Genomic DNA, 25,784 nt, shown 5'->3' on the forward strand with positions numbered 1-25,784 from the left:
TATGGACTTTCAAAGATTTATCGAACAGCTTCCCAATCTTTACGATAACTGGAGTCTCCCCTCCGTGCAGCCGAAGTCTCAGCGATGTGGGCTGGTACTTGAACAAGTGGAGGGAATGACAACAGCAAATATCATGCAGTTGCTAAATTTTGCTGTAGACTGCATGGAACCGGGGGAAGTTTATTGTGAGATTGGTTGCTTCCGGGGAGCTAGTTTAATCGGCGCCCTCCTCGATCGTCCCGACTGTATGGCTTATGCCATAGATAATTTTTCGGAATTTGACGAGTCTGGTGAAAACCTAGAAAAACTTACAAATAATCTATCTAAATTTAATCTGGAGGAGCAAGTATTTTTTTGCAATCAAGACTTTGAGGAGTTTTTTGGGGAGCTGCAACAGCTAGGATTGGATGAAAAAATAGGCGTTTATTTTTACGATGCTAGTTATAACTATCGCTCTCAACTCTTAGCTTTACTTTTAGTCAAACCTTTTCTGGCAAACCAGGCGCTAATTGTTTTAAGTAATGCTAACTCCGAGCATGTTCAGCAAGCGATCTTAGATTTTACAGCGACTAACGAGCGATGTAAAATTGTACTTAATTTGCCGACTGTAAAGTTCTGTGATGACAATTTTTGGAATGGTATATCTATTTTAATCTGGGGTATTGATGGAATTAATAATGATAATTGTCTCACAGATAAGTGCAACAGTCACGTCGTCATAGAAGCTCTGAGAGAAACTCACTTAAAACATCAGCAAGAATCAGTAAATGCTCTTTTTACAGAAGCGGGAGTATTAACTCACGGGCATCGATATGCGGAAGCGGAGCAAAAGTATAAAATAATATTGCTTTATGAAAGCAATAATGCGGCTGCTTGGATGAATTTGGGAATTATCTACTACCTGACAGAACGCTATCAAGAAGCAATGGATGCCCTTGCAAAATCTTTAGAAATAGACTCATCAAAAGCTGCAATTCATTATAGCTTTGGCTTGGTTTTAGAAAAAACCTCTAATTATGAGCAAGCAATTGAGGCTTACAGGCAGGCGCTCGCACTCAATCCCAAAAATACCGACGCTTACAACAATCTCGGCAATATTTTGCTTCAAACAGGACACATCGAAGAAGCTGAGAATGTTTATCGTCAAGCGATTCAAGAAAATCCAAATGATTTTGGCAGCTATCAAAATTTGGGCAATACGCTAATGGTTAATAGTAGTTGGGATGAAGCAATTGAGACTTATCTAAAAGCTTTGACTCTCAAGCCGCGCGATCCTGACATTCTAAACAATCTAGGATTAGCTTATGAAGCTAAAGGGGAGAAAGCTTTGTCCTTGAGTTATTTTGGTTATTCTTACTATAGACGTAGAAATTATGAAGAAGCTGTTGATTATTTTAAAAGATTATTAGAAATCAATCAAGACGTAGAGCCAAATGATTATCTAACCCTGGCAATTTCTTTAAATAAGTTTAATCAGGAAGAAGAAAGTCTCAGCATTATTCAACAGGGACTCAAAAAATATCCAAACGAGACCGCTTTTTACCGCATCAGGATAGAGTTTTTGAATGAAAGTGGTCGTATTCAAGAAGCAATTGCCACCGCCACAGAAGCCTCTAATTCTCACCCCGATGATTTGTCTCTTTATATCATAAACCAATTAATCTTGCCATCGTTTTATGAAAATTATGAACAAATAGCTTTTTACCGTCAGCGATTCATTCTAGGACTGCAAAATGCGATCGAGCGAACTAAATTAGACAGTCATGAAGCCAGAAAAAGCGCCTTAACCGCTACGGCGAGCATCCCTGCAACCTTTTACCTCTCTTATCAAGGTTACCATGACCGAGAATTGCCAGAACAGTATGGGAAGTTTATTCATAAAGTTATGGCAGCTAACTATTCTGCATGGGTAGCTCCTATGCCGATGCCACCCATTAAAAATAATGGCAAAATTCGGATTGGTTATCTTTCGGATGCACTGGGTAATTCTAGTGCAACTAAATGGATATTAGGGTGGCTAGAGAATTGCGACCGAGACAAGTTTGAAATTTACTGCTACCATACAGGTTCTTATTTAGGCATAGGTTCCACGACTCAAAAAATTAGGTTGTTAAGTGATTTTTATTATTACATCCCTGACAACTTAGAAGCAGTTTGTCAGCAAATATTCAAAGACCAGTTGCATATTCTAGTATTTTTAGCTATTGGGATGTGGGCACCGACAACCCAATTGGCATCCCTGCGTTTGGCTCCAATTCAATGTACTGCCTGGGGACATCCCGTTACCTCTGGATTGCCAACCATCGATTACTTCTTGTCTGGTGACTTGCTCGAACCAGAAAATGCCCAAGAACACTATACAGAACAATTAGTTCGGCTCCCCAATCTGGGAATTTCCTATCCAAAACCGTTGATTCCTAAACCAACTAAAACTCGTTCAGATTTTCGGCTTGGCGATAAGGCTGTCATTTATCTATCTTGTCAATTAAGTTTTAAATATTTACCCCAGTACGATTATATCTTTGTGGAAATAGTTCGCCGAGTTCCCCAAGCTCAGCTTGTATTTGTCTTTAGATCGAAGTTTTTTAATGATGCCTCTACAACTCTAGAAACAAAATTTCGCCAGCGGTTACACGAAGCCTTCGCAGCCGTTAATTTGAATAGCGAGGATTATTGTGTATTTTTGCCCGGTCAAGACTGGGAGAGTTACACCAGTCTGATGTTAAATTCAGATGTTTTTCTGGATACCTTAAGTTTTTCGGGAGGTCACACCACTTTTGATGCAGTTGCCTGCAATTTACCTATTGTGACCTGTGCGGGTGAGTTGATGCGAGGTCGTCAGTCCTGTGGAATCTTGAAAATGTTAGGAGTGACAGATACGATTGCCCAAAATGAAGCAGAGTATATTGAGATTGCCGTGAAATTGGGATTAGACCCCCAATGGCGACAGGATATCTCGCAGTCAATGAGCGATCGTCATGCTTATCTTTATGAAGACAAAACCTGTGTCCAAGGACTCGAGCAATTTTACGAACAAGTTGTGCAAGAAAGGCTAAAGCAACAAGAAACAGCACCGTTGACCTTGCCAAAAGCTCTCTTTCAAAATAGCTTAACTAAGGCTGTACTCCATGTTGGGTGCGGGCCTTATCGTCCAGATAGTTTACCTGAAACCTTCCGTACCGATGAATGGCAAGAAGTGCGACTGGATATTGACCCTGCTGTGAGGCCGGATATCATCGGTTCCATCACACAGATGAGTGCTGTACCTAGCGAGTCAGTTGATGCCGTCTATTCATCTCACAATGTGGAACACGTTTATTATCATCAAGTACCCCTTGTTTTAGCAGAATTCCATCGCGTTTTAAAGCCTGGGGGCTTCGCCATGATTCTTGTTCCAGATATCCAGGTAGCAGCAGAGGCTGTAGCTGAGGGCAACTTAGAAGATTCTCCTCTGTATATTTCTCCTGCTGACCCGATCGCAGCCATTGATATGTTCTATGGTTTTAGGAAAGCGATCGCTTCTGGCAATTACTACATGGCTCACCATACAGCATTCACAGCCAAGAGCCTTAGTGACAAAATGCAGCAAGCTGGCTTCGGCGATTTAGAGGTACGTCGAGAAAACTTCAATATTGTGGCAATAGGCTACAAATAGCAGGTGTTGAAAACCGAGTATAAATTGTGCAATTAAAACTTTGAAGACCAACGATTCACGGTTGTACCGGAGGCTGGATGGGTCAATGTCCTCCCTCAATGTACCTTTGCCACATCTGTTCGTAAGCATTTTCCATTTCGCGGGTAAACTTTTCAGCATTCCACAGGGGAGATGTTTGCCTCGACTGTCGCAGTTTCCCAGATATTTGCTGTCGCAAAACAGGATCTTTCCCCAAACGAATGCCCCATTCCACATAGTCTTCATCAGTCCAAGCAATCCCCTCTGTAACGCCAGCATTCATCATCATGGTGTAGCTGTTGCGAGCGGCAAACTGCTCTCCCACTCGCGTCACTAAAGGAATCCCCATCCAGAGAGTTTCTAGAGTGGTTGTGGCTCCGTTGTAAGGATAGGTATCCAACACCACGTCCGCAATGCCTAAGTTGGCTCGGTGTACTTGTTCTAAAGCAACCTCTGGCAAAAACCGCAGGCGATCGCACTCCACCCCTTCCTCTTCGGCTAGTTGATTAAAAAATATTTTCATCGAGTCTTCGTCTGCCGCTCCCTTGATTAAAAAGTAACTGTTTGGGACTTCCTTGAGAATCTTCATTTGTAGTCGTGCTGTATCTAGATGACGTTTGTAGCCCCTCTGAGCGCTAAGATATACGACAGCATAGCTAGGAATATTTAACCGATCGCGTCGCAGAGTTGGGACACCCACCTCAAAACCATCCACAGCTATATAAATTTGAGGCAAACGCCAGATTTTTTCTGTGTAATAATCTTGGGCGAACTCCGGTAAAACATAGGGATCTGCCACAAAATAGTCAATCGCAGGCAATCCTGAAGCATCCCAACCCAGCCAAGACACTTGAACAGGTGCAGGTTTGAGCGCCATTGTCTCACAACTAATATCTATAGTTATACTGTCGAGATCGATCAGAATATCGATTTCATCTCGATCGATTTGCTCGGCTATTTCAATCCCAGAAATACCGCCTTTGTATGCTTTAAATACCTGACTGACATACCATTCTTGTAAAGAGTCTTGCGTTTTTTTATTGCCCATGAAATACGCATAAATTTGAAAACGATCGCGATCGTGATACTGAAACAGCGATCGCGCTAACCAACCTACAGAATGTCTTCTGAGACAATGAGATACGTAGCCTATTTTCAAAGGCTTGGCAGCAACACCCAGGCTTTTACGAGATAATTGTCGCTGTCGGTATCGCTCTGCCTGCTCCTTAGCATATGTTTGAACATTTGCTTGGCACAACTGAGACAGTTGGTTTTGAATTGGTCTATTCGTTTTCGGATCATCCTGAAAGTACGGGAAAAAGAAGGAGGTAAGAAACAGGTTTTGAACTGTAATTGGGTGAAGCGATGTTGATTGTTGAGCTATCAGTGACTCCAGCAATAATTTGTGCCGTTTAATAACCGTACTGAACTCTTCCCAATATCCACCTGCACTCATCAAACCCCGCATAATCTGATGATTTGAAAAAACTTTGTCTGGTAACTCATGCGATAATGAATAGCGCAGCTTTGCTACCTCAATACCCTCATCATATTGCCCCGCATTCTGGTAAAAAACAGCCAACTGCTGCAAAATACCTAAATTCTTATCATCTAAACTAAGAGCTAGTTCACCAAACTTTACTGCTAATTTTGGTATCAGTGCAGAGTGAGCAATTTCCACCGAGGCTGTGATTGCGATTTCGATGAAAACTTGAGGATTGTGGACATGAGCCACACAAGCTTCCGCGAATTCTAGAGAGCACGGATGCAAAGCATCGAAATCTAAAACACTCTTCAAAACTTGCATTAATAATTCAGAGTCTACCCCGACGATCGGCGGCTTCGCCTGAAGTGCTTCAATCACCCCTAGAGAACTCGGTTCCTCTCCTGTGTACGTTTCAAGCAGGATGGACAGTCCGATCGAATGCAACAGATTGTTAATATCTGTGGGATTGATTTCCCGTATGTGCTGGCGGATTGCCCAAGCCACCCCATAGTCACCGATATCCAACCGCCTCCGCTCTGCTTCCGCTTGCAACACTTCGATCAGTTGTGCTGTCCACATCTCGATTTGGTCTGGTTCCCCCTCTGCCATCCCCAACAGCCAAGTTGTTTGGGCTTCTACCTCTTGCCCGTCCAATAGTAAGATCAACCCCAAATGCCAATAGTGAGACTTAGTATCCGGTTCAGCTTCAATCGCCTGTTCGTACAGGTTTGCAGCCATACGGTAATTTCCTTGAATCAAATAGTCCTGTGCTTTTTGCTGCCAAAAATCTGGATTATATAATTCAAATTCTGTTTTAATTGAAATAGATTCACCTAAACTTTCGATTTCTGATTTTAATACTTTTCGATACACTTCAAGGTGTTTGACTAATAATTCTTCTTGTTCTCTCGTGGCGCAATAACGACTATTTTTTTTGAATTTACCCGATTTTTTTACAAAAGCCATATCTATTTGACATAAGGCCGCATCTGAAGGTTGGTAGTGAGGATCGACAATATCATATATTATGAATCCCTGGGATTTCATAAAATTGATTACATCATACATTTGCTCGAATATTGTAGCTTCTACTATCACATATTCTGTCTCCTGTAAAATTTGAATAGCACCTGTTAAAACATCCAATTCAGCGCCATCAACATCCACTTTAATTAAGTAAGGTTCTGACAGCCTTCGTTCTTTACATACTTCATCTAGCGTAATAGCTGATATAGTCCTTAATTCAGAATCTTGAGTAGCTCTCAATAATTCGCCCTCCCTCAACCATGAGGCATTTTTTACAGAGAAATTTTCCTGTTGAGTCTTACTACCGTCCTCTATTGACGACCAAACAAGATGACGAGAAACTTGAAGAGATACACTTCCAGATTTTTTAGCAGCAGCAGCAATAATATAGTCGGCATTTTCAAGCTTGTTGCATAGTTTAGCTAGATAAGGTTCATTCTCTACTACTGGTTCTATCAGAAAATGTCTTGATTCAGGAAAAGCCGTATATAGTGGAGGAGTTCCTAATGCCGCACCTACATCAATAACTGTTTTAGGTTTTAAACCCAACTGCTTTAATTGAAGTAGTGACCCTAGCATTGAGTTTCTACTAATTTGAGTTGTCATAAAGATTTCCCTTATTTTAGTCTTTACACATTGTTGACGCTCTACAGAAAGTGGGTAGCGTACCTAAACACTACCCACTTTCTTATAAGGTTGAAGCTATGCTGCCAAAACCCCCTCTCGCCACGATGGCTGTTTTACTTCGAGACTACCGTCGCAGTACCACTAGGACAAGTGGAAGCACCGTCCGTACTAGACACCCCTCCTGTTCCTGCCGCTCCTGCGGAGAGAGCTTCACACAATATGGCTACAGTAGTTTTATCACCGGTGCCGGTACTCAAAGCTACTGTTCCTGCATAGGCTTTGAGAGACTCGCTCAAAGGTGTTGCGGTGGCGACTGTCTGGGTACCTGCAGTTGTTGGGGCCACAGCATATGTATAGTTAGTAGTTTGAGTTTTAATGCCCAGAGCAGTAGTCTCAACGTTAGTTGCAAAGTTACCATTCTCTGCATATTTTGCTTGTTGAGCGCGATTCAGCGAACCCGCGTACTGCTTAGCTTCAGACTGCTTCGCTTTGTTAGCTTGGTTGAGGAAGGAAGGCAAGGCAATGGCCGACAGAATACCGATAATGATAATAACGACCAGCAGTTCAATCAGAGTAAAACCTTTATCTTGTCTTCTCCGATTGAGGTGTTGCAGGAACTTGGCTTTTAATTCAGTTTTCATTGGTTGTTTCTCCTAGAGGCGCGGGATGCTTGATTTCTAACTCCTGAGTGTAACTTACCCACTTTCGATCTTTTTCATATCATCCTGTCCTAAAAAAAGTTAGCTGGGGCGGGCTGAACGCTCCAAAAGCAGGTATAGAAACGCTTCCAGCCTACTCAAGACTTCCTTGATTTCATCCCAAGCTGTCTTTTCGCTCGCTGGCTGCATAGTAACCGGATGCAGGGGTTTGAGCTTGAGCCAGCGTTCCATGAGAGACTTAGCAGGACAAGGACTCTCCCACAGCGGTAGCAAGCAAGCGGCCACATGGCTTTCTATGATAATAGGTACTAAAGCGGGTAAAGGGACATAACGGCTGATCTCGAAGGGTTTTTGGCTATTAATACAGTGGATCAAATCTTCTGTCGCCTGAAAACTTTTTAGCTGAGGATGCAGGTGTACCCGCACATCTTCCCAGTCAGATAAAGTCCATTCATCAACAGGTACAAAGGACTGAGCCTGATTGGGATGAGCGCACCAAAAGTCAATTAGACGGTTGACAGGATGCAATAATTCAAATAAATGCAGCCGCTCTTCTACAGAAGTTTCTGGCAGGCTCATAGCTAAAAAAGCTGGTAAATTGTCTTGCTCTTTGAAAAGAGCGAGCAAATCCCATCGCCGCCAATTTACCATGCTGACGAACTCTAAATCAGTGGCTCGCAGGGCCGAAAACATTTCAGGGATGGTGTAGCCTTTATCGCCTTGAAATAAATAATTCATTAGCATCCACTCTTCAGTCTGCGCAGCATTGCGATCCCAGCTTTGTATCTTGAGCATGACATCATCTTTCAAAGCTGTCAGAATTTCTCTGGCTATTTCTATTTCTAACTCCCTGGGGTTTTCCTCCATCAATCCCATCATTTTGAAAACTTCCTGCGCCCGAAAATATACAGCCCTCTGTAGCGAGCTATGGAAATTAGTACGAATTATTCCATGAGGTTTTATAACGGATTTTAATTTACTTAATCCAATTTTTATATCGGGCAACAAATAAATAACTTCGTCACTATTAATATAGTCAAATTTCAATTCTAATTTAGGCAATTCTTCAATACAAAGTGCGTGAAACTCTGCATTTTCAAATCCATGATATTGCAGGCGTTTTTGGGCTAACTTAACCGATTCTTCCGACAGGTCAATGCCCACTATTCTCGAACCCGGATTCGCCTCTGCCAAAACCAAGGATTTGTAGCCTGTGCCGCAGCCGGCGTCTAGTATAACTTTACCTTCAGTTTCTATAACTTGTTGATTTCTTAAATAGTAAGCCGTTACTAGATTGTGAATATATAACAATTCATAGTCTTTCTTGGGAGATTGTTCGAGGGGAATTCTCGGGTAAGGAGCATTGTCAAATTGTTGACGAATTTTTTCTATTAACTCTGATTCTTGATTTTCCATTCTGAATTACCCCCGATTCTGCAAAATTGTGCTGTGGTAGTTACACATTCTAAGATGAAAAGGCATTTCATCCTTGGAGCGTAGGGAAAAAGCGATCGCACTTTTCCCCAAACCCCACACCAAACAAGACCACAGCATTGCCATAATAGTTAAGGTCAAAGTTTCCCACCCCCGCCCAAAAACAGATTATACAACCAACCAGCACATCCATGAACACCAACATCAGCCCCATCCTCAAAGTATTCTCCTTCTCCGCCGCATTTTCCCTGGCCATCAAGTACGCAGGGCCCAGCTTATCCATAGCCTCAACCGACTTCAACGCCCTCATCGCCGTGTTTACCCCCAGTATCATCCTAGCTGCGATTCTCGGCTGGCGGGCATGGCAACAGCAGCCGAGGTAGGAGTTGAGCAGTCGTACACAACACCAAAAGCCCCACAATACCCAACAATACAGGACAGACGATCGCATGGATCTAACCACCTTGAATCTCAAACCCTTAAACTTGCTCATTTTCCCCGATTGGAGCCAACCAGAAGAATTGCTATATTTAGAGTTGGCCGCAATTATTAAAAGTATTGTCACTCATCGCGATCGCCACAATCTAGCTCTCTTAATAGATAGCACAGAAATTTCAGAAGACTCTGAGTTAGACGCTCATTTAATTTTGTCCGGGATTCTCATGAATCTCTGCATGGAAGAAGATTTAGAGTCAAGCGTAGAACCGGAAATTATTTTATTAGAAAACCTCAGTCAAAGCCAGTGGCAAAATCTTGTGCCACAGATTCAATATAGAATTAAGATGACTGCGGAAAATCAAACAGCACTAGCCTTATCCGGCGCAGAAATTCTCCCACTATTGGAACAGGATAAACTTAGCCATATAACCCTGGAATTACCAGCATCAAGGGCCCTAAATTTGGCTAACACACTCTACTCTCAAGGAAGATATGAAGAAGCTATTAAGCAGTATCAAAGATTTTCGCAATTCCAAGTAGGAGATGTAGCACTATTTTTGAACTTCAGCGATTGCTGGCGAAGAATTAATAAAATCTCAGCAGCAATCGCTATCCTTGAACACGGAATTCGTTGTCATCGTACAGCCGGACAACTGCACTTTGAACTCATCAAAATTTGCCAGCAGAGCGGACAAACAAAAAAAGCTATTTCCCACGCAGAAATAGCCGCAGAGATTCTCCCGAATGAATACGTTTTTAAACTTTTTAGCCACTTAACATTACCGATAATTTACAATAGTTTACGTGAAATTCAAACTTACCGGAAGAGATTTGTCAGAGAATTAGAAAGCTTGATTCAGCAAACATCTTTGAAAACTCCACAAGAAAAACTAAATGCTTTTTTCGGATTGCAGAGTTTCACTAATTTTTACCTAGCCTATCAAGCCCACAATGTTGTGGAATCGCAATCAAAATATGCCAATTTAGTGCATCAAATTATGGCGGCGAACTATCCCCAGTGGGTGGAACCGCGACAGATGCCTTCGCTGGCGGAAAATGGCAAAATTAGAGTCGGTTATGTTTCTAGTTACTTGCATTCTTACAGCGGCACTTTATGGTTGACCGGCTGGTTGCGCTATGCCGATACGAAACAATTAGAAATTTACTGTTACTACACGGGTAACGAACCCGATCTAATTACAGAACAATTTCGCGAATACAGCCATATATTTCGCCATATTCCTCACAACTTGGAAGCTGTATGCCAACAAATTATTGATGACAAATTGCATATTCTGGTATTCCCTGAAATTGGCATGGATGCACCAACTATCCAGATAGCAGCTTTACGCCTTGCACCGATACAATGTACGGCGTGGGGACATCCTGTTACCTCTGGTTTGCCCACAGTTGACTATTTTATTTCCAGCGAATTGATGGAACCGGAAAATGCACAATTGCATTACTCAGAAACTTTAGTTAAGTTGCCTAATATTGGGGTTTCCTACCCAAAACCACTCGTGGGAGAATTAAACAACAGTCGCTTAGATTTTGACCTGCGAGAAGATGCAATAATTTACTTTTGCTGCCAAGCTCCTTTCAAATACTTACCGCAATATGATTTTATTTTAGCACAAATTGCCCGCCGCGTTCCCCAAGCTCAGTTTATTTTTCCGCGCGGCGAACTGTTGCGAAAACGGCTCAAGCGGGCTTTTGCTGCTGTTAATCTCGACAGCGAAGATTACTGTCTGTTCCGAGCGATTGCAACTCGACAAGAGTATATAGCCATGAACTTTCTTGCCGATGTTTTCTTGGATACTTTCACTTGGTCGGGGGGAAATACGTCTTTGGAGGCGATCGCCTGCAATTTACCTATAGTAACCTGTCCGGGAGAATTTATGCGGGGAATGCACGCTTATAGCTTTCTCAAGATGCTGGGAGTAACAGACACAATCGCCCAAAACGAAGAGGAATATATTCAAATAGCTGTCAAGTTGGGTTTAGATTCAGAGTGGCGGCGAGATATTGCACAACGCATGAGTCAGCGACACGATCGTCTGTTTGACGATAAAGTTTGTGTGACAGCTTTAGAGGGTTTTTATCAACGAGTTGTTCGAGAAAGACTTGAAAGTTAAAGCAATCTTATTTCCTATCCCTGGGAACTCCGGTAAGTTTCAATCTCGACTGCAATCTCCTCCTCGGTAATTTCTTGAACCTCTGGTATAGCTTGCGTTTTATCAAATAATTCCTTGACTTTACGAGCGATGATGCGGCGAGTATTCTGCTCAGACAAAAGCCTTAACGCTTCTCTAAGCACCGCTTCTACATTTTCATATTTTCCCGTGTCTAACTGAGATTGAATCAACTGCTCTAATTCTGGGTTTAAAACAACATTCATCGCCTCTTTCCTGTTCAAAATAGTAATGTACGATCGCACTCATAGCTTGAGTTTAAACCCACAGTCCGGCAGGGGTTTAAACCCCTGCCTCATAGCGAAAGTCCTCTAAAGAGGACTAGGGATCCGTGTAAAAATAACTCGATCAAGTGCATTGCTAAACCGTATCTAAATTTAAAGGCTCCAATTAAAAAGTTACGCCATTTATTTTTACATGATTCCTAATGAGTTCTTTAGTCCTATGCAAGAGGACTTTCGCTATAAGAGGGGGACTTCAGTCCCTGGCGGACTGTGGGAAAGCGGGTTAAGTTGACACGACGAAAGGCACGGTGCGGTGTCCCTACGGGGATGGATCTCGATCTTGAGTGTACTTCATAAACGCGGGATCTGCTGTAGGTGCGATCGCCCTAACCAACAATTCCTCTCCGAAACTCCCTCATAGCTTCCACACTCGAAGCCATCAGCAAACAGCGACACAGCAAATTAATATCTAAATCTGGCAAAACAACACTTGCAGAAATTTTTGCATAACCCTCAGAACCCAAGCGATACATAGCCAATACACCATCCTCCCAGAACCAAACTTCAGAAACTCCCAATACTCGATAGCGCTCCAATTTTTTCACAGTACCGCTAGTGAATACAACCTCTACAGATAAATCGGGAGGAGTTCCAGTTGACCTACCAATAAGATATGATTCGTCAGCTTGTACTGAAGCTTCGCCTTCTGTTTCTAGAGTACGGCTTCCTGTGGGTTTAAATTCAATATCTTTGATGTCAAAGTAAAGAGCTAAAAGAATAGTGAGGATGCGACTTATTGCTTCGTGGTCTTCTGAAACTGCCAAGATTTCTACCTCTCCTTTGTAATAAAACAACTTGATTCCAGGGGAGTCAGAAAACCCCTGTTCAATTAGTTTGAACTGTTCCCAGCTAATCCCAGAATGAATCAACCGTTGGTCTAGCGGGCGTAAAAGTGTCTGTGTCATTATGCGAACCTTTATTAAACTATTGGAATCATCTTAAACAATTAAGATTTACCTCTCCGGTAAGCTGTAATCTTTCCGGCAATCTCCTCATTCATCGCCTCTTTCCTGTCTGAAGAACAGGCAAGATGCCTGTTCCACAAAATATTAAGCTTATTGTGGGGTGGGCGTCTCGCCCGCCCTTGAAAAACTGATTCACATGGTGCAATATCTCAGTTCGATCGCCCTTTCGTTACCTTCCAACCCCACATCCACCCCCAGCAGACAGTTGGCATCATAGTCTCAATGCCTAATTATACAACTAAAGGTCAATTCTAGGGACAAGGCTGCCCTCGAAAGAGCGATCGCACTTCTGTGCAGTAGAGACAAAATCGAGAAGTGCGATCGAGAAGCGCGATCGAGCTAGACTTATCTAAAGGCAACTAAATCTCAGCCCAGCACAACTATCGCAACCAAACTTGAGGCCATCACCATGATTCAAGCCCTACCAGAATTTGTAACATTCGATGAATTCATTGACTGGTATCCTGAAAACTCAGAACATCACTACGAACTTCACAATGGAGAGATTGTTGAAATGCCAAAAGCAACAGGCAAACATTCTAAACTGACAGGTTTTATCGTAGCCGATCTCAATTTTGAAATCAGACGGCTACAATTGCCCTACTTCATCCCCAAAGAATCTGTCATCAAACCCATCAGCGAGGAATCTGGATACGAACCCGATCTAATTGTACTCAACGAACAAACCATTGGAAACGAGCCGCGATGGGAGAAATCATCAATTATTACAATGGGTTCATCAGTCCCCCTAATCGTAGAAGTAACTAGCACCAACTGGGCGGATGATTATTCCCTAAAACTAGAGGCTTACGAGTCAATGGGCATCAATGAATATTGGATTGTAGACTATCTAGGATTGGGCGGCAGACGGTTTATCGGCAATCCAAAGCAACCAACTTTTTCGGTTTACCAACTAATTGACGGGGAATACCAAGTTAAACAATTCAGAGGGGCTGAGGTGATTGAGTCGCCAACTTTCCCAGAATTGAATCTGACAGCGCAGCAGGTGTTCGCCAAAGGGAATTGAGGAGGCTGCGTTGTAGGAGTATATTGTAAAGAGGCGATCGCATTTAAGCTATCTTGTAGAGACGCGATTGCAAAAGCGTCTAAAGCAACGTCGGCAATTCCCCGTTATAATATCTAAAAATCGCATGAAGCTAGGACAGTGGATCGGCTTATTAGCCCTCATCGCATCTTGTTACATCCTCTGGCAAATCAGGCAAGCCCTACTGCTGCTGTTTGCTGCCATCGTCTTAGCCACGGCCTTAAACAAACTAGCACGCTACTTACAAAAAAAATTCCGACTCAAAAGATCGATCGCCGTACTCTGCTCAATTACCTTCTTATTCCTCGTCTTCGTAGGCTTGTTCCTGATAATTGTACCGCCCTTCGCCCTGCAATTCCAACAACTTACCCAAAGAGCCCCTCAAGGAATAGCAAGATTAAATGATTGGGTAGATCAAATCGAAACTCGCTTCTCGGGACAAATCGGCCAACGGCTGCCCAATCTCGATGTTAACGACATTATGCGACAACTGCAACCTTTATTCAACCAACTCGTTGGGGGTGCAGGAGCATTTGTCGGCAACACATTAGGCGTTATCCTGAGTTTTTTGCTAGTCTTAGTTTTGACCTTGATGACCTTAGCAGATCCCCTCTCTTACCGCAAAGCATTTATACAACTATTTCCCTCTTTTTATCGGCGGCGAATCGAGGGTATTTTAGATGAATGCGAAATAGCTCTCGGTAGGTGGGTCATCGGCGCTTTAATTAGCATGAGTGTGATTGCTTTTTTGAGCTTAATTGGCTTGTCTGTTTTGCAAGTTCCGCTACCGCTAGCTCACGCTGTAGTAGCAGGATTTCTGAACTTAATTCCGAATATTGGCCCTACTATCAGCGTCATCCCGCCAATGACGATCGCACTTTTAGACACTCCGTTAAAATCCGGTTTAGTCCTCATCCTTTACTTTCTAATTCAACAGTTTGAAAGCAACATCCTCACCCCCTACGTCATGGCACAGCAAGTATCATTGCTGCCCGCAGTAACATTAATAGCTCAAGTATTCTTCGCCACCTTCTTTGGATTTTTAGGCTTATTGCTAGCCCTCCCCCTCACAGTTGTCGCTCAAGTTTGGATTAGGGAAGCGCTAATTAAAGACATTCTCAACCAGTGGGACGCCAATCCTAAAAGGTTGGCCGCAATTGATTCGGCTATCCACGAAGAATATGAATCTATAGGAGTCACACAAAGCCGGTCAGAAAAGTTACCCGAACACAAACCAGACATCTCCGATGATGCAGACAATGACGATACTACCAATCAATAATTCAGGTTTGTAGTGAGGACTTCAGTCCTTCTTTATCCCCAGATAGAGGACTGAAGTCCTCACTACCCACTTAGTAAATGACGCTGCTGATGAAATTCAATAATTCAGGTTTGTAGTCAGGACTTCAGTCCTTCTTTATTCCAGATAGAGGACTGAAGTCCTCACTACAAACTTAGTCAACAGGTTTGTATTCAGGACTTCAGTCCTTCTTTATTCCAGATAGAGGACTGAAGTCCTCACTACAAACTTAGTCAACAGGTTTGTAGTCAGGACTTCAGTCCTTCTTTATTGTTTGTAGTCAGGACTTCAGTCCTTCTTTATTCCAGATAGAGGACTGAAGTCCTTACTACAAACTTAGTCAACAGGTTTGTAGTGAGGACTTCAGTCCTTCTTTATTCCAAATAGAGGACTGAAGTCCTCACTACAAACTTAGTAAACTTATGGTACTGCGACCGTTGAATAACTATCTTAAACCATAGCACTCTAAACCGCATCTCTACCAGCGCTAAAAATCTGTTGCACCGTCAAATTCAACTCGGGAAATGTGGGCGAAACAATCCTATCAGTCCCCCGAAAATGACTAAGTTGATACTCGCCATCAACCAAATGGTGAACAAAAAAAGTAGGTTGTTTGGGATTGCCAATATAGCGTCGGCCGCCAAGTCCAAAATAATCCGCAATCCAGTATTCAGAAATGCCCAAAGCTTCGTAATCAACCAATTTGTAGCCATAATCATCCCGCCAATTGGTACTGACAACCTCCACAATTAGCCGGACAGAACTACCCATTGTAATGATAGATTGCTTTTTCCATCTCGGTTCGCTGTCCGTCCCTTGCCTGTCCAAAACGATCGCATCCGGTTCGTAACCAGATAACTCGTTATCAGCTTTAACAACGCATTCTTTCGGTACGAAGTAGGGCAACCGCAGCCTCTCGATTTCCATCCCTAGCTTCAGGCACAGGAAGCCAGCTACTTCTGAATGTTCTCCGGTTGCTTTATGCTTCTCAACAATAGTTCCATTGTGCAGTTCGTAACGGTTTATCGAATTTTCAGGATACCAGTCAATAAATTCATCGAAGGTGACTGGTTTTAATATCGCTTGAGTCATGGAGCTCGCTCCTTATATTATTTATGTAGGACTTATGCAATCATCCTCATCAACTCGGTTTCTGACCATATTTATCGCGATCGAACCCAAGATTTTCTAAGAAACCGGGTTTCTTAGCCTCAGTTTTATTATGATATTATCAGATCCGTTATAATGTCTTCCTTTCAATTTAAATCTAGACCGATCGCCAAAACAGCATTTCGCTCCTTCGACAATCCATCAATCCAAAATCAATTCAAAATCTAAAATCCAAAATCTAAAATCTAAAATATATGAGATCGATCGACCAAATCAACGATAAAATCAGCCAAGGCAAAGCCACAGTCTGGACAATCGAAGAACTCAAAACAAGAGTCAGAGAAACCAGCATTACCCAAGCCGCCAAACAAGTCGATGTGATTACCGCCGGCACCTTCGAGCCCATGGAATCCTCCGGCGCCATCATCAACCTCGGCCATACCGACCCCCCGATTAAAATCCGGCAGTGCTGGCTGGACGGCGTTTTAGCCTACTCCGGCTTCGGTGCCGTAGACCTGTACCTGGGAGCCACCCAAGTAACCGAAGACGGCGAAGAATCGCGGGAACGGGGCGGCGGACACGTCATCGAAGACTTAATCGCCGGCAAACCCGTGCAGTTGCGGGCGCTGGGGCAAGTTACAGACTGCTACCCCCGCGCCTCCTTTGAAACCACGATTACCCGCGATACCATCAACCAGTTTTATTTATTCAATCCCCGGAACGCCTATCAAAACTTTATTGTAGGAGTCAACGGGGGCGATCGCCCGCTGTTCACCTACCTCGGCCCCCTGCAACCGAACCTCGGCAACGCCGTCTATTCGAGCCTAGGAGCCATGTCACCCCTGCTCAACGACCCCCACCTCGAACTCATCGGCATCGGCACCCGCATCTTCCTAGGAGGCGCTCAGGGCTACATCACCTGGGAAGGAACCCAGCACTTCCCGCTGCAAAAACGGCAGCCCAACGGGACTCCCATCGGCCCAGCCGCCACCCTGGCACTCATCGGCGACGCCAAACAAATGAACTCCAAATGGGTGCGCGGCTGCTACTTCAAAAACTACGGCCCATCCCTGATGCTGGGAGTCGGCATCCCCTTCCCCGTCTTAAACGAAACAGTCGTCGCCCACTGTGCAGTCTCAGACAAAAAAATAGTCGCGCCGGTGGTAGATTTCTCTATCCCCCGGCGCGTGCGTCCCACATTCGGTTTAGTCAGTTACGCTCAATTAAAAACAGGTCGCATTCTCATCGAGGGCAAACCAGTGCGGGCCGCCCCGCTGGCGAGTATGTTTCTCTCGCGGCAAGTAGCAGTGGAATTGAAGCAGCAAATTGAAGCTGGTCAATTTACTCTCACGGCCCCAGTTGCTCCCCTACCAGCCGACAGAGTGTTTCTCCCACAAGATTTGTGGGGCGCCCAAGTCAGGATTGAATAAACAATTTTAGATTGTTGATTTTAGATTAGTCCTGGACGCACAAGGTCTGAGAAACCGGGTTTCTTGTCGCCGGCTTTGCCTGAAAGCGATAGTTTTGGTCAAGAAACCCGGTTTCTGCTCCTTGCGAGCGCGCCCAGGATTCTAGATTTTAGATTGAAGCCTTCTGGTGAAAAACTGCACGCATGGGAAACTGATGCACTCACCGAAAATTTAAAATCTAAAATCTAAAATCCCAAATCTAAAATAGTCTTATTCCTCAACGGGCTTAGGCTTCTTCACAGGCTTAGGAAGAGGTTCCTTGGGGACAGGCGGTGCTGCTGCGGCCTTGATGTTAGGGCGTTCTAGACGAGAACCGTCACCGCTGGGCCTAGGAGTAAAGGGACGCTTGTTTCCCCCTCCTTTGTAGCCGCCACCGGGCTTGCCGCTTCCGGGGGGGAATTTCCGCTTTTTAATCGGCAGGGCGCCAATGTTGTTGGCCTGCTCAATCATCAGACTGTCAGCTTGCAATTTGACGTGGAAATCCCAAAAAAAGCCGATCGCCTTTGTGCCTAAATCCCCCTTGAGTTTCAACTTAAAAAACTTCATCTTGTCGTCATTCTTGCGGGGAGCTTGCTTGATTTTGACGATGACATACTTTTCTTGATCTTCTTGCGATTGTTGATAAATTACCTCGCCTCGAATCGAAAAATAGCCATCTTCAACATCAGCTTCCGAGGGCGGCAAAGATGCAGTCGATGGTTCGCCGCCCTGCTCAATCTCCCCTGCTTCCTGATTTTCCTCATCAGAGGGAGGTTTCTTAAGGGTTTCCGGCTCCCAAACACCCATAATTTGGGCGTGCAAGTTGCCATCTTCTTGCCTGGTGCGGGGATAGACCACCCACAGGTGTTCTTGTTCCAGATCCAGGTGATTTTTGACTAAACTCATAACTCTACCCAGCAAAACTGCATCAATGGCAGTTCCGTCGGCAGCTATGAGCATACCCCGGGTGAATTGCTCTTCCGATTGGGTGTAGCGGCCCCGCACCAAACCAACAGCTCGGTACTGTCTGGGTTCGCTGGGAGGGGGGATGGGATGTTGGCGCATGACGGAGGGTATCTCATCATCAGCATCAGCCTGACTTTCGTTAGTGGCAGGCTTGGGCGTTGGGGGCGCTGCGACTGTGATGGCTGGAGTGTTACCAGCAGATTCCGCAGGCACTGATTGCTCCGAGAGCGCAGGAGCATCGCTGGGCGTGTGTTTTGGCTTTGTTTTGTCCTTATCGAGGGCAGAACTGTAGCGCGGTCGTTGCAGCGTATCCTTTGGCGCTGGGGCGTCTGTTGGCGCTGGGGCGTCCGTTGTCGCTGGGGCGTCCGTTGGCGCTGGTGGTTGATTTTGGTCAACAGGTGCAGCCGGCGGGGAAGACACGGGACTTTCGTCTGGTGTCTCGGGCACCGAGGCTGTAACTGCGGGCGGATTCACGGCGGGCTCGGTTGGCTGAGCCTTGCGAGCAGAAGTAGATTTGGACGATTTGGAAGACCGGTTGGGAGAGGGGTTCATAAAAACTCCTTGCAGCGGAGACACATCCCTTGAGGGAAATTAGGAATAAACTGAAGAAACTGATTTAAAAACTACTAGCACCCGACTTGAGGCTTGCGCCGGAAAGTTTGGTTTTGACCCGCCAACGCCAACTTTCAACTGCGCTGCGAGCGCTCCGGGATTTGCTGGCTGCTCTAAATCCTTGTTGGCAAAGAGTTTGAGAGTTGCTCGGCCCAAGGAGCGGTCGATCGCCCGAAAGCTGGCGTTGCTGGCTAATAGCGTTTAGGATATTCAGATACTTCAAGTCCGGACAATCTAGGATATATCCCGACAGAGCGTGTTGAATACCTGAGCATCCAACCCGGCAATATCTCGCAATGATTTGAGGAAAATCCCCAAAGCGCCGTTCCAATCTCTCTGGAGTAGCTTGCCTATTTTACTTAATCCAATTACCTAACGGACTGATCCGCCATATTTTAGGTAATTTTGAGCTTGACCGCACTCTTATTGGACGAAAGCCGCATTCCTTGGGGCTGCGGGTCTTTGTGTCCAAAATAGTTTGGCTAGCGTGGAGTTGCGGGTCTGTTACCATATTAGCTGCAAGCAAAAGACTGGTTTGTGAATTGGGACTTTGAACTTAAGAACTTTTATGGTTGCATAGATCTGGTTAAATCGCAGACGCCCCTAGGCGATGGGTTAATTCTTAGAAAATAGTAGATTTTAAGTTGGGATAGTTGAATTATGGAAAAAGCAAACAAGGGTCGCGGGTTGATTACTGTAGTGGTAGTGCTTGCGCTCATCGCTTTTGTGGGATTTTCTCTGGTTCCAATTTTGGACAGTATTCTCAAGGGCAATCAAGCGCAAAGTCGATCGACTCCAACGCCAACTCAGACAGCAGCATCTAACGAGAAGCAATCGCAGTTGCTGCAAGATCAGGTGAGGGGGTACGAATTGGTTTTGCAGCGGGAACCTGACAATGTAACGGCTTTGCGGGGACTTTTGCAGGTACGGCTGGAGTTGATCGGACAAGGAGTGGGAGCAATTAAGGATGTGGTGCCGACGTTGGAAAAGTTGGCTAAACTGAATCCTGAAACTACGGAATACGGGATTTTGCTGGCTCAGGCTAAAGAACGCACGGGCGATCGCGAAGGGGCTGCTGGGGCCTATCGGTCAATTTTAGCGTCTAAGCCTGGGGAAATTAAGGCTTTGCAGGGGTTGGTGAATTTGTTGTTGGTGCAGCAAAGGCCCGAAGCTGCGATCGGACTGCTGCAAGATACGCTCAAGGCTGCTCCGGCGCAGAATCAGGCGAAACCGGGAAGTATTGATGTAACTTCGGTGCAGTTGATTTTGGGACAGGTTTATGCCGTGGGGAAGCGCTACCCAGAGGCGATCGCGATTTACGACGAATCGGCTAAGGCGAATCCGAAAGATTTTCGCCCGACTTTAGCTCATGCGATCGTGCTGAAGGAACAGGGCAAAACTGACGAGGCAAAAACGCTGTTTGATAAAGCTACTGAGTTAGCTCCACCTAACTATAAAGACCAAATTAATCAGTTAGCTAGCGGCACTCCTTCGCCTGCTCCTGCGACAGAAAAAGCGAGTCCAGAATCGGCTGTTTCTCCCAGCCCAGAACCGGCAGATTCTCCGAGTCCAGAAGGTGCGCTACCGAAACCTTAAGGACATTTGTAGGGGCGGTGTCAAGAGTGTCCGCCCCATAATTTTAATTTAAAAATCTGATACTTAGTCTTACTCGGAGATAATCAGGAATTCAGTTTTTAATCAAGCAATAGAAAACTGAATTCCTCACTACAAAATATTCCACGCAAATCCCAAGCTTTAGTCTTCCGCAGCTTCGCCGCCAACCACGACATCCCGAATCCGCAAACTCGGGCCGCCGCAGCCGACGGGTAAACCGCTTTGTCCTCCCTTGCCGCAGCCGCCGGATTCATCCCAGTAGAAATCGTCGCCGATCGCCTCAATATCCGCTAAAGTGCTGAAAACATTACCCGAAAGAGTCACATCCCGCACCGGATTGTCGAGTTTGCCATCGCGGATCATCCAAGCTTCGCCAGCACTGAAAGTAAACATTTCGCCGTTAGTCATGCCGCCTTGCCAATTGCGCGCGTAAACTCCTTCTTTGATACCAGAAAATAAGTCCGCAACCGGCGTATCGCCCCGTTCGATCCAAGTATTCGTCATGCGGACGATCGGCGGATAGTGATAATTCAAACAGCGAGCATTACCCGTAGGCGTTTCTCCCAACTTACCCGCAGTTTCCCGCGAGTGCAGCCGCCCGACTAAAGCCCCGTCTTTAATTAACTGAGTCGTAGTCGCCGGAGTCCCTTCATCGTCATAGAAATAGCTGCCTCGGTGTCCCTGTGGCGCCGCACCGTCGAAAATTTGCAAGTTTTTCGGGCCGAATTGGCGGCCGAGGGTCATAATTTCCAAGATGTCGGGATTTTCGTAAGCCATGTCGGCTTCTGAAAGGTGTCCGAAGGCTTCGTGGACGAACAATCCGCTGAGTATTGGGTCGATGACGACGGTGTAGGTGTTGCCACAGACGGGGGGCAAGGCTAGGGAGTCTACGGCGCGCTGGGCGGCGCTGCGAACTTGGGTCTCAAGTTCGGTTAAATCTTCGTAAGCTTTCCGCGAACCAGTGGTTTCGCGGCCGGTTTGTACGGTTTCCCCACTGCGGGCTGTGGCGGCAAACCGCATTTCCATGTCTGCCCAGCCTTGTTCGAGCATGGTGCCTTCGGAGGTGGCGAGGATTGTGCGCTGGGTGCTGTCGCCGTAACGCACTGAGATGGTGGCGATGCGGGGGTCTATGCTACGCAAAATGGCTGCGTAGCGATCGCACAATTGCTTTTTGTCAATTAGGGGCACCAGACGGGGGTCTGTTCCTGTCAAAGGCAGGAAGCAAATGTCTTGTACTGGGGTGACAGGCGCGAGAATCGTTTCTTCGGAGCCGATCAGTTTGGCTGCGGCGATGGCTTCTTCGATTCTTTCGGCGAGGGTGGAAAGTCGGTTAAAACTGGCAAAGCCCCAGCCGCCTTTGTGACAAGCTCGGACTTGGCCGCCAATGGAGACTCCTTCGCTGAGGGTTTCAATTTTTTCGCCCCGCAGCAGGATGTCTGTGCCTTCGGCTTCTTCGAGTCGAATTGCTAGATAATCTACTTGGTTGCGGTAGCGTGCCATTAAGTCTGACAGCAGATTTTTTGAGTCGGCGATCGAGGTGGGCATAAGGAAAGCAGGGTGTTTAACTGATTTCATTTTGCACTTTTGTTAGGGCGATCGGGTGGGTTCGCGGAAAATATCGCCCGCAGCGCGGAGATTGCGACTTATTTGTACGGTTCTGCCAATATCGATAGTTGACAAATGTGGATATCCTGTGAGTTAGGAGCAAGGCGCAAGAAATTATGCGGGATTTTTCTAGCCGGCTGGTGCTTGAATCGTGACTCCTGAACATTGCTATACATAAATACTGGATCCTTCATGTATTTGAAGGTTGGTTTATAACTACTGTGAATACTTACTTTTTACCGACTATCAGCGAAATTTTAGCCTCCGAGGCTTTAGAAAATGACCTCAGTCTCTTTGATGTGAAGTTGGCCTCAGAAAACAACCGCCCGAAGTGTCCTGGGAGCCGTGCGGCTTCCCGCCCTAAAGCTGAACAGGAATGGTACGGGGCGATCGCAACTTTGAATCAAATGCTCGCCAACCAAAAACATTGTCTCTCCCCAAATCCTCATTCCTGTCAGGGATTGGTTTTGTCCGGCCCGTCTTCGGTTTTGACCGATCCCGCTGTGGCTTCGGGCTTTGCTAATTGGATTTTTACCAGTATTCCTGACAACGATGCAGCTTTGTGGTCTTTTCGTGCTAGGCAAACTTTAGCTTTGCTACCGGCGGCTGATGAGCAAAGAGCGGTGCCTGCTGCTGCGCCTGCGCTGGCTTTGGCGATCGGCGATCCTTTAGCAAACGAACAGTTTTGTGTGGTTTTAACTGCTAGTTTTAGTCTGGTAATGGTTTTGGGTGAAAATGCTGCGGGAATTCCGGCTTTTCTATTTTCTTTCGACCCGCAAGTAGTTGCCAAAGCTTGGGAAGTTTTGCGGCGCCGCGTGACTGAAAGTGAATGTTTGCTTGCTAATTATGACGGTAAATTAAATTTGCCAGCAAGCGAATTAACTAATAATTCTACTAAATTAGATGCGCTATTCCAGCAGTTTTTGCCTGTTGCTCCCAACTATAAAACAGTCGCGCTGTTCGCCCGCTTGTTGTTGCATAATTTGCCTGTTGGGAAAGAGGAAGCAGGCAGGATCAAAGATGAAAGAGTTGAGGATAGTTTAAAAAGCCGGCAAGATATCAAGTGCAAGTCTCCAATTCCTCACGCTACTAAAGAGGTGGAGTTGCTACAGGCGATCGCCCACGAAGTCCGCACTCCCTTAGCTACCATCCGCACCCTGACTCGGTTGCTGCTGAAACGCCCCAAACTCGATCCGGTGGTGGTGAAGCGTTTGGAAATGATTGATGCTGAATGTACCGCTCAGATCGATCGCTTCGGTTTAATTTTCCGCGCCGTGGAAATGGAAATGTCGCAAGCTAAAAATTCCGCATTGCAGCTAACAGCAATGTCCCTCGGTGAAGTGCTCCAAAATAGCATTCCCCGCTGGCAAAAACAAGCGATTCAGCGCAACCACACTTTGGAAGTTATTGTGCCGCAAAAATTGCCGGCGGTAGTCAGCGATCCGACGATGTTGGATCAGGTGTTAACTAATTTGATTGAGAATTTTACTCGAACTTTGCGATCGGGGAGCCGCATTCAGGTAGAGGTGACTTTGGCAGGGAGTCAGTTAAAGTTGCAGTTGGAATCGGAACACCTACCTGAAGGTAACGGCGTATCGAATTTTGCAGAATCGGCGAATGCTCCTTTGCGATCGATCGGGCCTTTGCTCATGGTACAGCCGGAGACGGGAAGTTTGAGCTTAAATTTGAGCGTCACTAAGAATTTATTTCGGGCTGCTGGCGGGAAGTTGGTAATTCGCCAGCGCCCCCAAAAGGGCGAGGTGATGACCGTATTTTTGCCCCTGCAATAGTCTATACCCTGCGCCGGCTGTGCGAGACGCGATCGCTCTCTAAAGACCGCAAAGACTCTAATATCGATCGAAAGCTAAGTAGCAGCAGTACAAATAAACATAACTTGGGAAGAGCGGGTGAGTTTACTCATCAGCTCTTTCCTAGTATAGATTCTATGCTCTTTAGCTCCCCTGCAAAACCCTACCAGAGCTTATTTTTTTTCGTGCATTTCTACTTATAGTCATGGACGCACGGGTAGCTAGAAACCTAGTTTTTGCAACCAAAATATTTGACTAAAACCTTCGATCTCGCTCAAAAAACCCGGTTTTTTTGCCTTGATACATAAGTTTTAACTTAAAAACGATCGCCCTTGTAGCAAATTCTATATGCACTGTCAAGTCGCACGGTTGAGCTAGCCCGATCGGGTTAGCTCAAATGAGTGTCACTCAAAAAAGTGACTGGTAACTAACTTGTACCCCCGGTTATCAATAGATATAGCGAGGGAAAAGCAAAAACAAAACTTTTCCGAGCGAACAACCTACTTAGATAAACACATGGAAATTTCCACTTTTGAACTATTGGCAAAGCCGATCGCACCTCCAGTACCCACAGCACCAGAACTCACTCCAGTGCTTCGCCGAGTCGTTCAAGGATACTTTCTCACCATCTCTAATCTCGAAGCGATCGACTTGCGATATCGGATTGAGTTTACCATCAGTTTGCCCGTACCGCCAGATCCTAATAAAATCTTGATCGACGGCGTTAACGTTCGCTTAATTATTGACGTTGAAGGCACTAACACCTTTATACCTCTGACTCAGAACCCAATGAAGCCGAGTGTATATCGCGGGGTTTTCACAATACCTGCTGGCAAAACAGCATCTGTTGAACTGTTGCCTATTGTACCAGCAGCTCTCACTCCGGGTACCTTAGAAGTGCGGGGATATGTCTCGCTGTTTTTGCACCCCCGCCGCTTCTTTCCAGGCCCCGTACCCCCAACCAAAGAAGGAGCCAGAGTGTTGCTGAATCCAGAAATTCGGGGTACTTTTTTGCCGAATGGTTTTCCCGGTGTAATGGGGGATCTAGACTTCGATCAAATTAATTACACTCTGGCGATCGCTAGCGGAAAAGCATTGAATGTGCTTCCTCCGGCAATCTTTGGACCAATTATTATCGAGCCACCAATTATAGTGCCGGTTTTGGAAGAGTTGCGCGACGGTAATTTGGAGTTAGCTAGTTCGGAAGCAGACAATTCAGAAAAAGCTCAAATGCTAGTACAACTTCTAGCTGAACTTGACTCCAACGATGCCAATTTGAAGGCGCTAAATACCGTGATGGACAAGTTAGATATTCCCGTAAAAATGTCTCTTTGTTAGAAAACAAGGGAATTATTCACCAACTCTATCCGGTGGAAAATACCTAAAATCTCTTGTCAGTAGGGTGCGCACTGCGCACCTTGCCGCTAGTTGGTAGTGAGGAATTCAGTCCGAGCGAGTTTTTGGCTCCGACTGAATTCCGAACGATCAAACG

Annotated in this window: 17 protein-coding genes; 8 read left to right on the forward strand and 9 right to left on the reverse strand. The window is 45.4% G+C overall.

Annotated elements, in window-relative coordinates:
* Position 1: 1 nt before the first annotated feature.
* Positions 2 to 3,655, forward strand: a complete 3,654-nt coding sequence (locus JGK39_RS13665) for a tetratricopeptide repeat protein (RefSeq protein WP_293296618.1) — start codon at positions 2 to 4, stop codon at positions 3,653 to 3,655.
* An 82-nt stretch (positions 3,656 to 3,737) separates the two neighbouring features.
* Here JGK39_RS13665 and JGK39_RS13670 read toward each other — a convergent pair whose 3' ends face one another.
* The 4 genes from JGK39_RS13670 to JGK39_RS13690 form a co-directional block, all read right to left on the reverse strand.
* Positions 3,738 to 6,764, reverse strand: coding sequence for an FkbM family methyltransferase (locus tag JGK39_RS13670; protein WP_366048880.1), 3,027 nt, complete (start codon positions 6,762 to 6,764; stop codon positions 3,738 to 3,740).
* Between the two features lie 161 nt (positions 6,765 to 6,925).
* On the reverse strand, positions 6,926 to 7,453 hold the full coding sequence (locus tag JGK39_RS13680) for a type IV pilin-like G/H family protein (protein ID WP_293296620.1): 528 nt from the start codon (positions 7,451 to 7,453) through the stop codon (positions 6,926 to 6,928).
* Between the two features lie 99 nt (positions 7,454 to 7,552).
* Positions 7,553 to 8,887, reverse strand: coding sequence for a class I SAM-dependent methyltransferase (locus JGK39_RS13685; protein ID WP_293296621.1), 1,335 nt, complete (start codon positions 8,885 to 8,887; stop codon positions 7,553 to 7,555).
* Between the two features lie 67 nt (positions 8,888 to 8,954).
* Entirely contained in the window at positions 8,955 to 9,239 is a 285-nt protein-coding gene (locus JGK39_RS13690) for a hypothetical protein (RefSeq protein ID WP_293254309.1), read from the reverse strand.
* Between the two features lie 52 nt (positions 9,240 to 9,291).
* Here JGK39_RS13690 and JGK39_RS13695 point away from each other — a divergent pair, with 52 nt between their 5' ends.
* On the forward strand, positions 9,292 to 11,478 hold the full coding sequence (locus JGK39_RS13695; RefSeq protein WP_293296623.1) for an O-linked N-acetylglucosamine transferase, SPINDLY family protein: 2,187 nt from the start codon (positions 9,292 to 9,294) through the stop codon (positions 11,476 to 11,478).
* A 14-nt stretch (positions 11,479 to 11,492) separates the two neighbouring features.
* On the opposite strand, the gene JGK39_RS13700 is transcribed toward JGK39_RS13695, so the two are convergent.
* Positions 11,493 to 11,741 (reverse strand): type II toxin-antitoxin system ParD family antitoxin, encoded by a 249-nt coding sequence (locus JGK39_RS13700; protein ID WP_293254315.1) that lies wholly within the window; start codon positions 11,739 to 11,741, stop codon positions 11,493 to 11,495.
* A 404-nt stretch (positions 11,742 to 12,145) separates the two neighbouring features.
* On the reverse strand, positions 12,146 to 12,724 hold the full coding sequence (locus tag JGK39_RS13705; protein ID WP_293254318.1) for a Uma2 family endonuclease: 579 nt from the start codon (positions 12,722 to 12,724) through the stop codon (positions 12,146 to 12,148).
* Between the two features lie 469 nt (positions 12,725 to 13,193).
* Between JGK39_RS13705 and JGK39_RS13710 the strand changes: the two genes are divergently transcribed.
* Positions 13,194 to 13,811, forward strand: a complete 618-nt coding sequence (locus JGK39_RS13710) for a Uma2 family endonuclease (protein WP_293254321.1) — start codon at positions 13,194 to 13,196, stop codon at positions 13,809 to 13,811.
* A gap of 124 nt (positions 13,812 to 13,935) precedes the next feature.
* A complete protein-coding gene (locus JGK39_RS13715) occupies positions 13,936 to 15,111 on the forward strand; it encodes an AI-2E family transporter (protein WP_293254324.1) in 1,176 nt (391 codons plus the stop codon).
* A gap of 483 nt (positions 15,112 to 15,594) precedes the next feature.
* Here the strand turns inward: JGK39_RS13715 and JGK39_RS13720 are convergent, their stop codons facing one another.
* Positions 15,595 to 16,221: a Uma2 family endonuclease gene (locus JGK39_RS13720; RefSeq protein WP_293261319.1), complete on the reverse strand. Its 627-nt coding sequence runs from the start codon at positions 16,219 to 16,221 to the stop codon at positions 15,595 to 15,597.
* Positions 16,222 to 16,493: 272 nt separating this feature from the next.
* Between JGK39_RS13720 and JGK39_RS13725 the strand changes: the two genes are divergently transcribed.
* Positions 16,494 to 17,669, forward strand: coding sequence for a homocysteine biosynthesis protein (locus JGK39_RS13725; RefSeq protein ID WP_293261322.1), 1,176 nt, complete (start codon positions 16,494 to 16,496; stop codon positions 17,667 to 17,669).
* Positions 17,670 to 17,918: 249 nt separating this feature from the next.
* Here the strand turns inward: JGK39_RS13725 and JGK39_RS13730 are convergent, their stop codons facing one another.
* Positions 17,919 to 19,205 (reverse strand): hypothetical protein, encoded by a 1,287-nt coding sequence (locus tag JGK39_RS13730; RefSeq protein ID WP_293261325.1) that lies wholly within the window; start codon positions 19,203 to 19,205, stop codon positions 17,919 to 17,921.
* A 720-nt stretch (positions 19,206 to 19,925) separates the two neighbouring features.
* On the opposite strand from JGK39_RS13730, the gene JGK39_RS13735 reads away from it, so the two are divergent.
* The gene (locus tag JGK39_RS13735; protein WP_293261328.1) at positions 19,926 to 20,861 is read left to right on the forward strand and encodes a tetratricopeptide repeat protein; all 936 of its coding nucleotides are present in this window, start codon (positions 19,926 to 19,928) and stop codon (positions 20,859 to 20,861) included.
* Positions 20,862 to 21,020: 159 nt separating this feature from the next.
* On the opposite strand, the gene JGK39_RS13740 is transcribed toward JGK39_RS13735, so the two are convergent.
* Positions 21,021 to 22,424 (reverse strand): TldD/PmbA family protein, encoded by a 1,404-nt coding sequence (locus JGK39_RS13740; RefSeq protein ID WP_293261337.1) that lies wholly within the window; start codon positions 22,422 to 22,424, stop codon positions 21,021 to 21,023.
* 281 nt (positions 22,425 to 22,705) lie between these two features.
* Here JGK39_RS13740 and JGK39_RS13745 point away from each other — a divergent pair, with 281 nt between their 5' ends.
* Positions 22,706 to 24,274, forward strand: coding sequence for a HAMP domain-containing sensor histidine kinase (locus tag JGK39_RS13745; protein WP_293261331.1), 1,569 nt, complete (start codon positions 22,706 to 22,708; stop codon positions 24,272 to 24,274).
* A gap of 534 nt (positions 24,275 to 24,808) precedes the next feature.
* Complete coding sequence (locus tag JGK39_RS13750) at positions 24,809 to 25,630, forward strand: hypothetical protein (protein ID WP_293261334.1); 822 nt, start codon at positions 24,809 to 24,811, stop codon at positions 25,628 to 25,630.
* Positions 25,631 to 25,784: the final 154 nt, after the last annotated feature.

Origin of the sequence: Microcoleus sp. PH2017_12_PCY_D_A, assembly GCF_020738565.1 — a bacterium.
Classification (GTDB): Bacteria; Cyanobacteriota; Cyanobacteriia; order Cyanobacteriales; family Microcoleaceae; genus Microcoleus.

Excerpts from the sequence above, each read along its gene's own strand:
- JGK39_RS13670 (WP_366048880.1), bottom strand. The coding sequence starts at position 6,764 with ATGCTAGGGTCACTACTTCAATTAAAGCAGTTGGGTTTAAAACCTAAA.
- JGK39_RS13700 (WP_293254315.1), bottom strand. The coding sequence starts at position 11,741 with ATGAATGTTGTTTTAAACCCAGAATTAGAGCAGTTGATTCAATCTCAG.
- JGK39_RS13680 (WP_293296620.1), bottom strand. The coding sequence starts at position 7,453 with ATGAAAACTGAATTAAAAGCCAAGTTCCTGCAACACCTCAATCGGAGA.
- JGK39_RS13720 (WP_293261319.1), bottom strand. The coding sequence starts at position 16,221 with ATGACTCAAGCGATATTAAAACCAGTCACCTTCGATGAATTTATTGAC.
- JGK39_RS13730 (WP_293261325.1), bottom strand. The coding sequence starts at position 19,205 with ATGAACCCCTCTCCCAACCGGTCTTCCAAATCGTCCAAATCTACTTCT.
- JGK39_RS13665 (WP_293296618.1), top strand. The coding sequence starts at position 2 with ATGGACTTTCAAAGATTTATCGAACAGCTTCCCAATCTTTACGATAAC.
- JGK39_RS13685 (WP_293296621.1), bottom strand. The coding sequence starts at position 8,887 with ATGGAAAATCAAGAATCAGAGTTAATAGAAAAAATTCGTCAACAATTT.
- JGK39_RS13740 (WP_293261337.1), bottom strand. The coding sequence starts at position 22,424 with ATGCCCACCTCGATCGCCGACTCAAAAAATCTGCTGTCAGACTTAATG.
- JGK39_RS13735 (WP_293261328.1), top strand. The coding sequence starts at position 19,926 with ATGGAAAAAGCAAACAAGGGTCGCGGGTTGATTACTGTAGTGGTAGTG.
- JGK39_RS13710 (WP_293254321.1), top strand. The coding sequence starts at position 13,194 with ATGATTCAAGCCCTACCAGAATTTGTAACATTCGATGAATTCATTGAC.
- JGK39_RS13725 (WP_293261322.1), top strand. The coding sequence starts at position 16,494 with ATGAGATCGATCGACCAAATCAACGATAAAATCAGCCAAGGCAAAGCC.
- JGK39_RS13705 (WP_293254318.1), bottom strand. The coding sequence starts at position 12,724 with ATGACACAGACACTTTTACGCCCGCTAGACCAACGGTTGATTCATTCT.
- JGK39_RS13690 (WP_293254309.1), bottom strand. The coding sequence starts at position 9,239 with ATGATACTGGGGGTAAACACGGCGATGAGGGCGTTGAAGTCGGTTGAG.
- JGK39_RS13750 (WP_293261334.1), top strand. The coding sequence starts at position 24,809 with ATGGAAATTTCCACTTTTGAACTATTGGCAAAGCCGATCGCACCTCCA.
- JGK39_RS13715 (WP_293254324.1), top strand. The coding sequence starts at position 13,936 with ATGAAGCTAGGACAGTGGATCGGCTTATTAGCCCTCATCGCATCTTGT.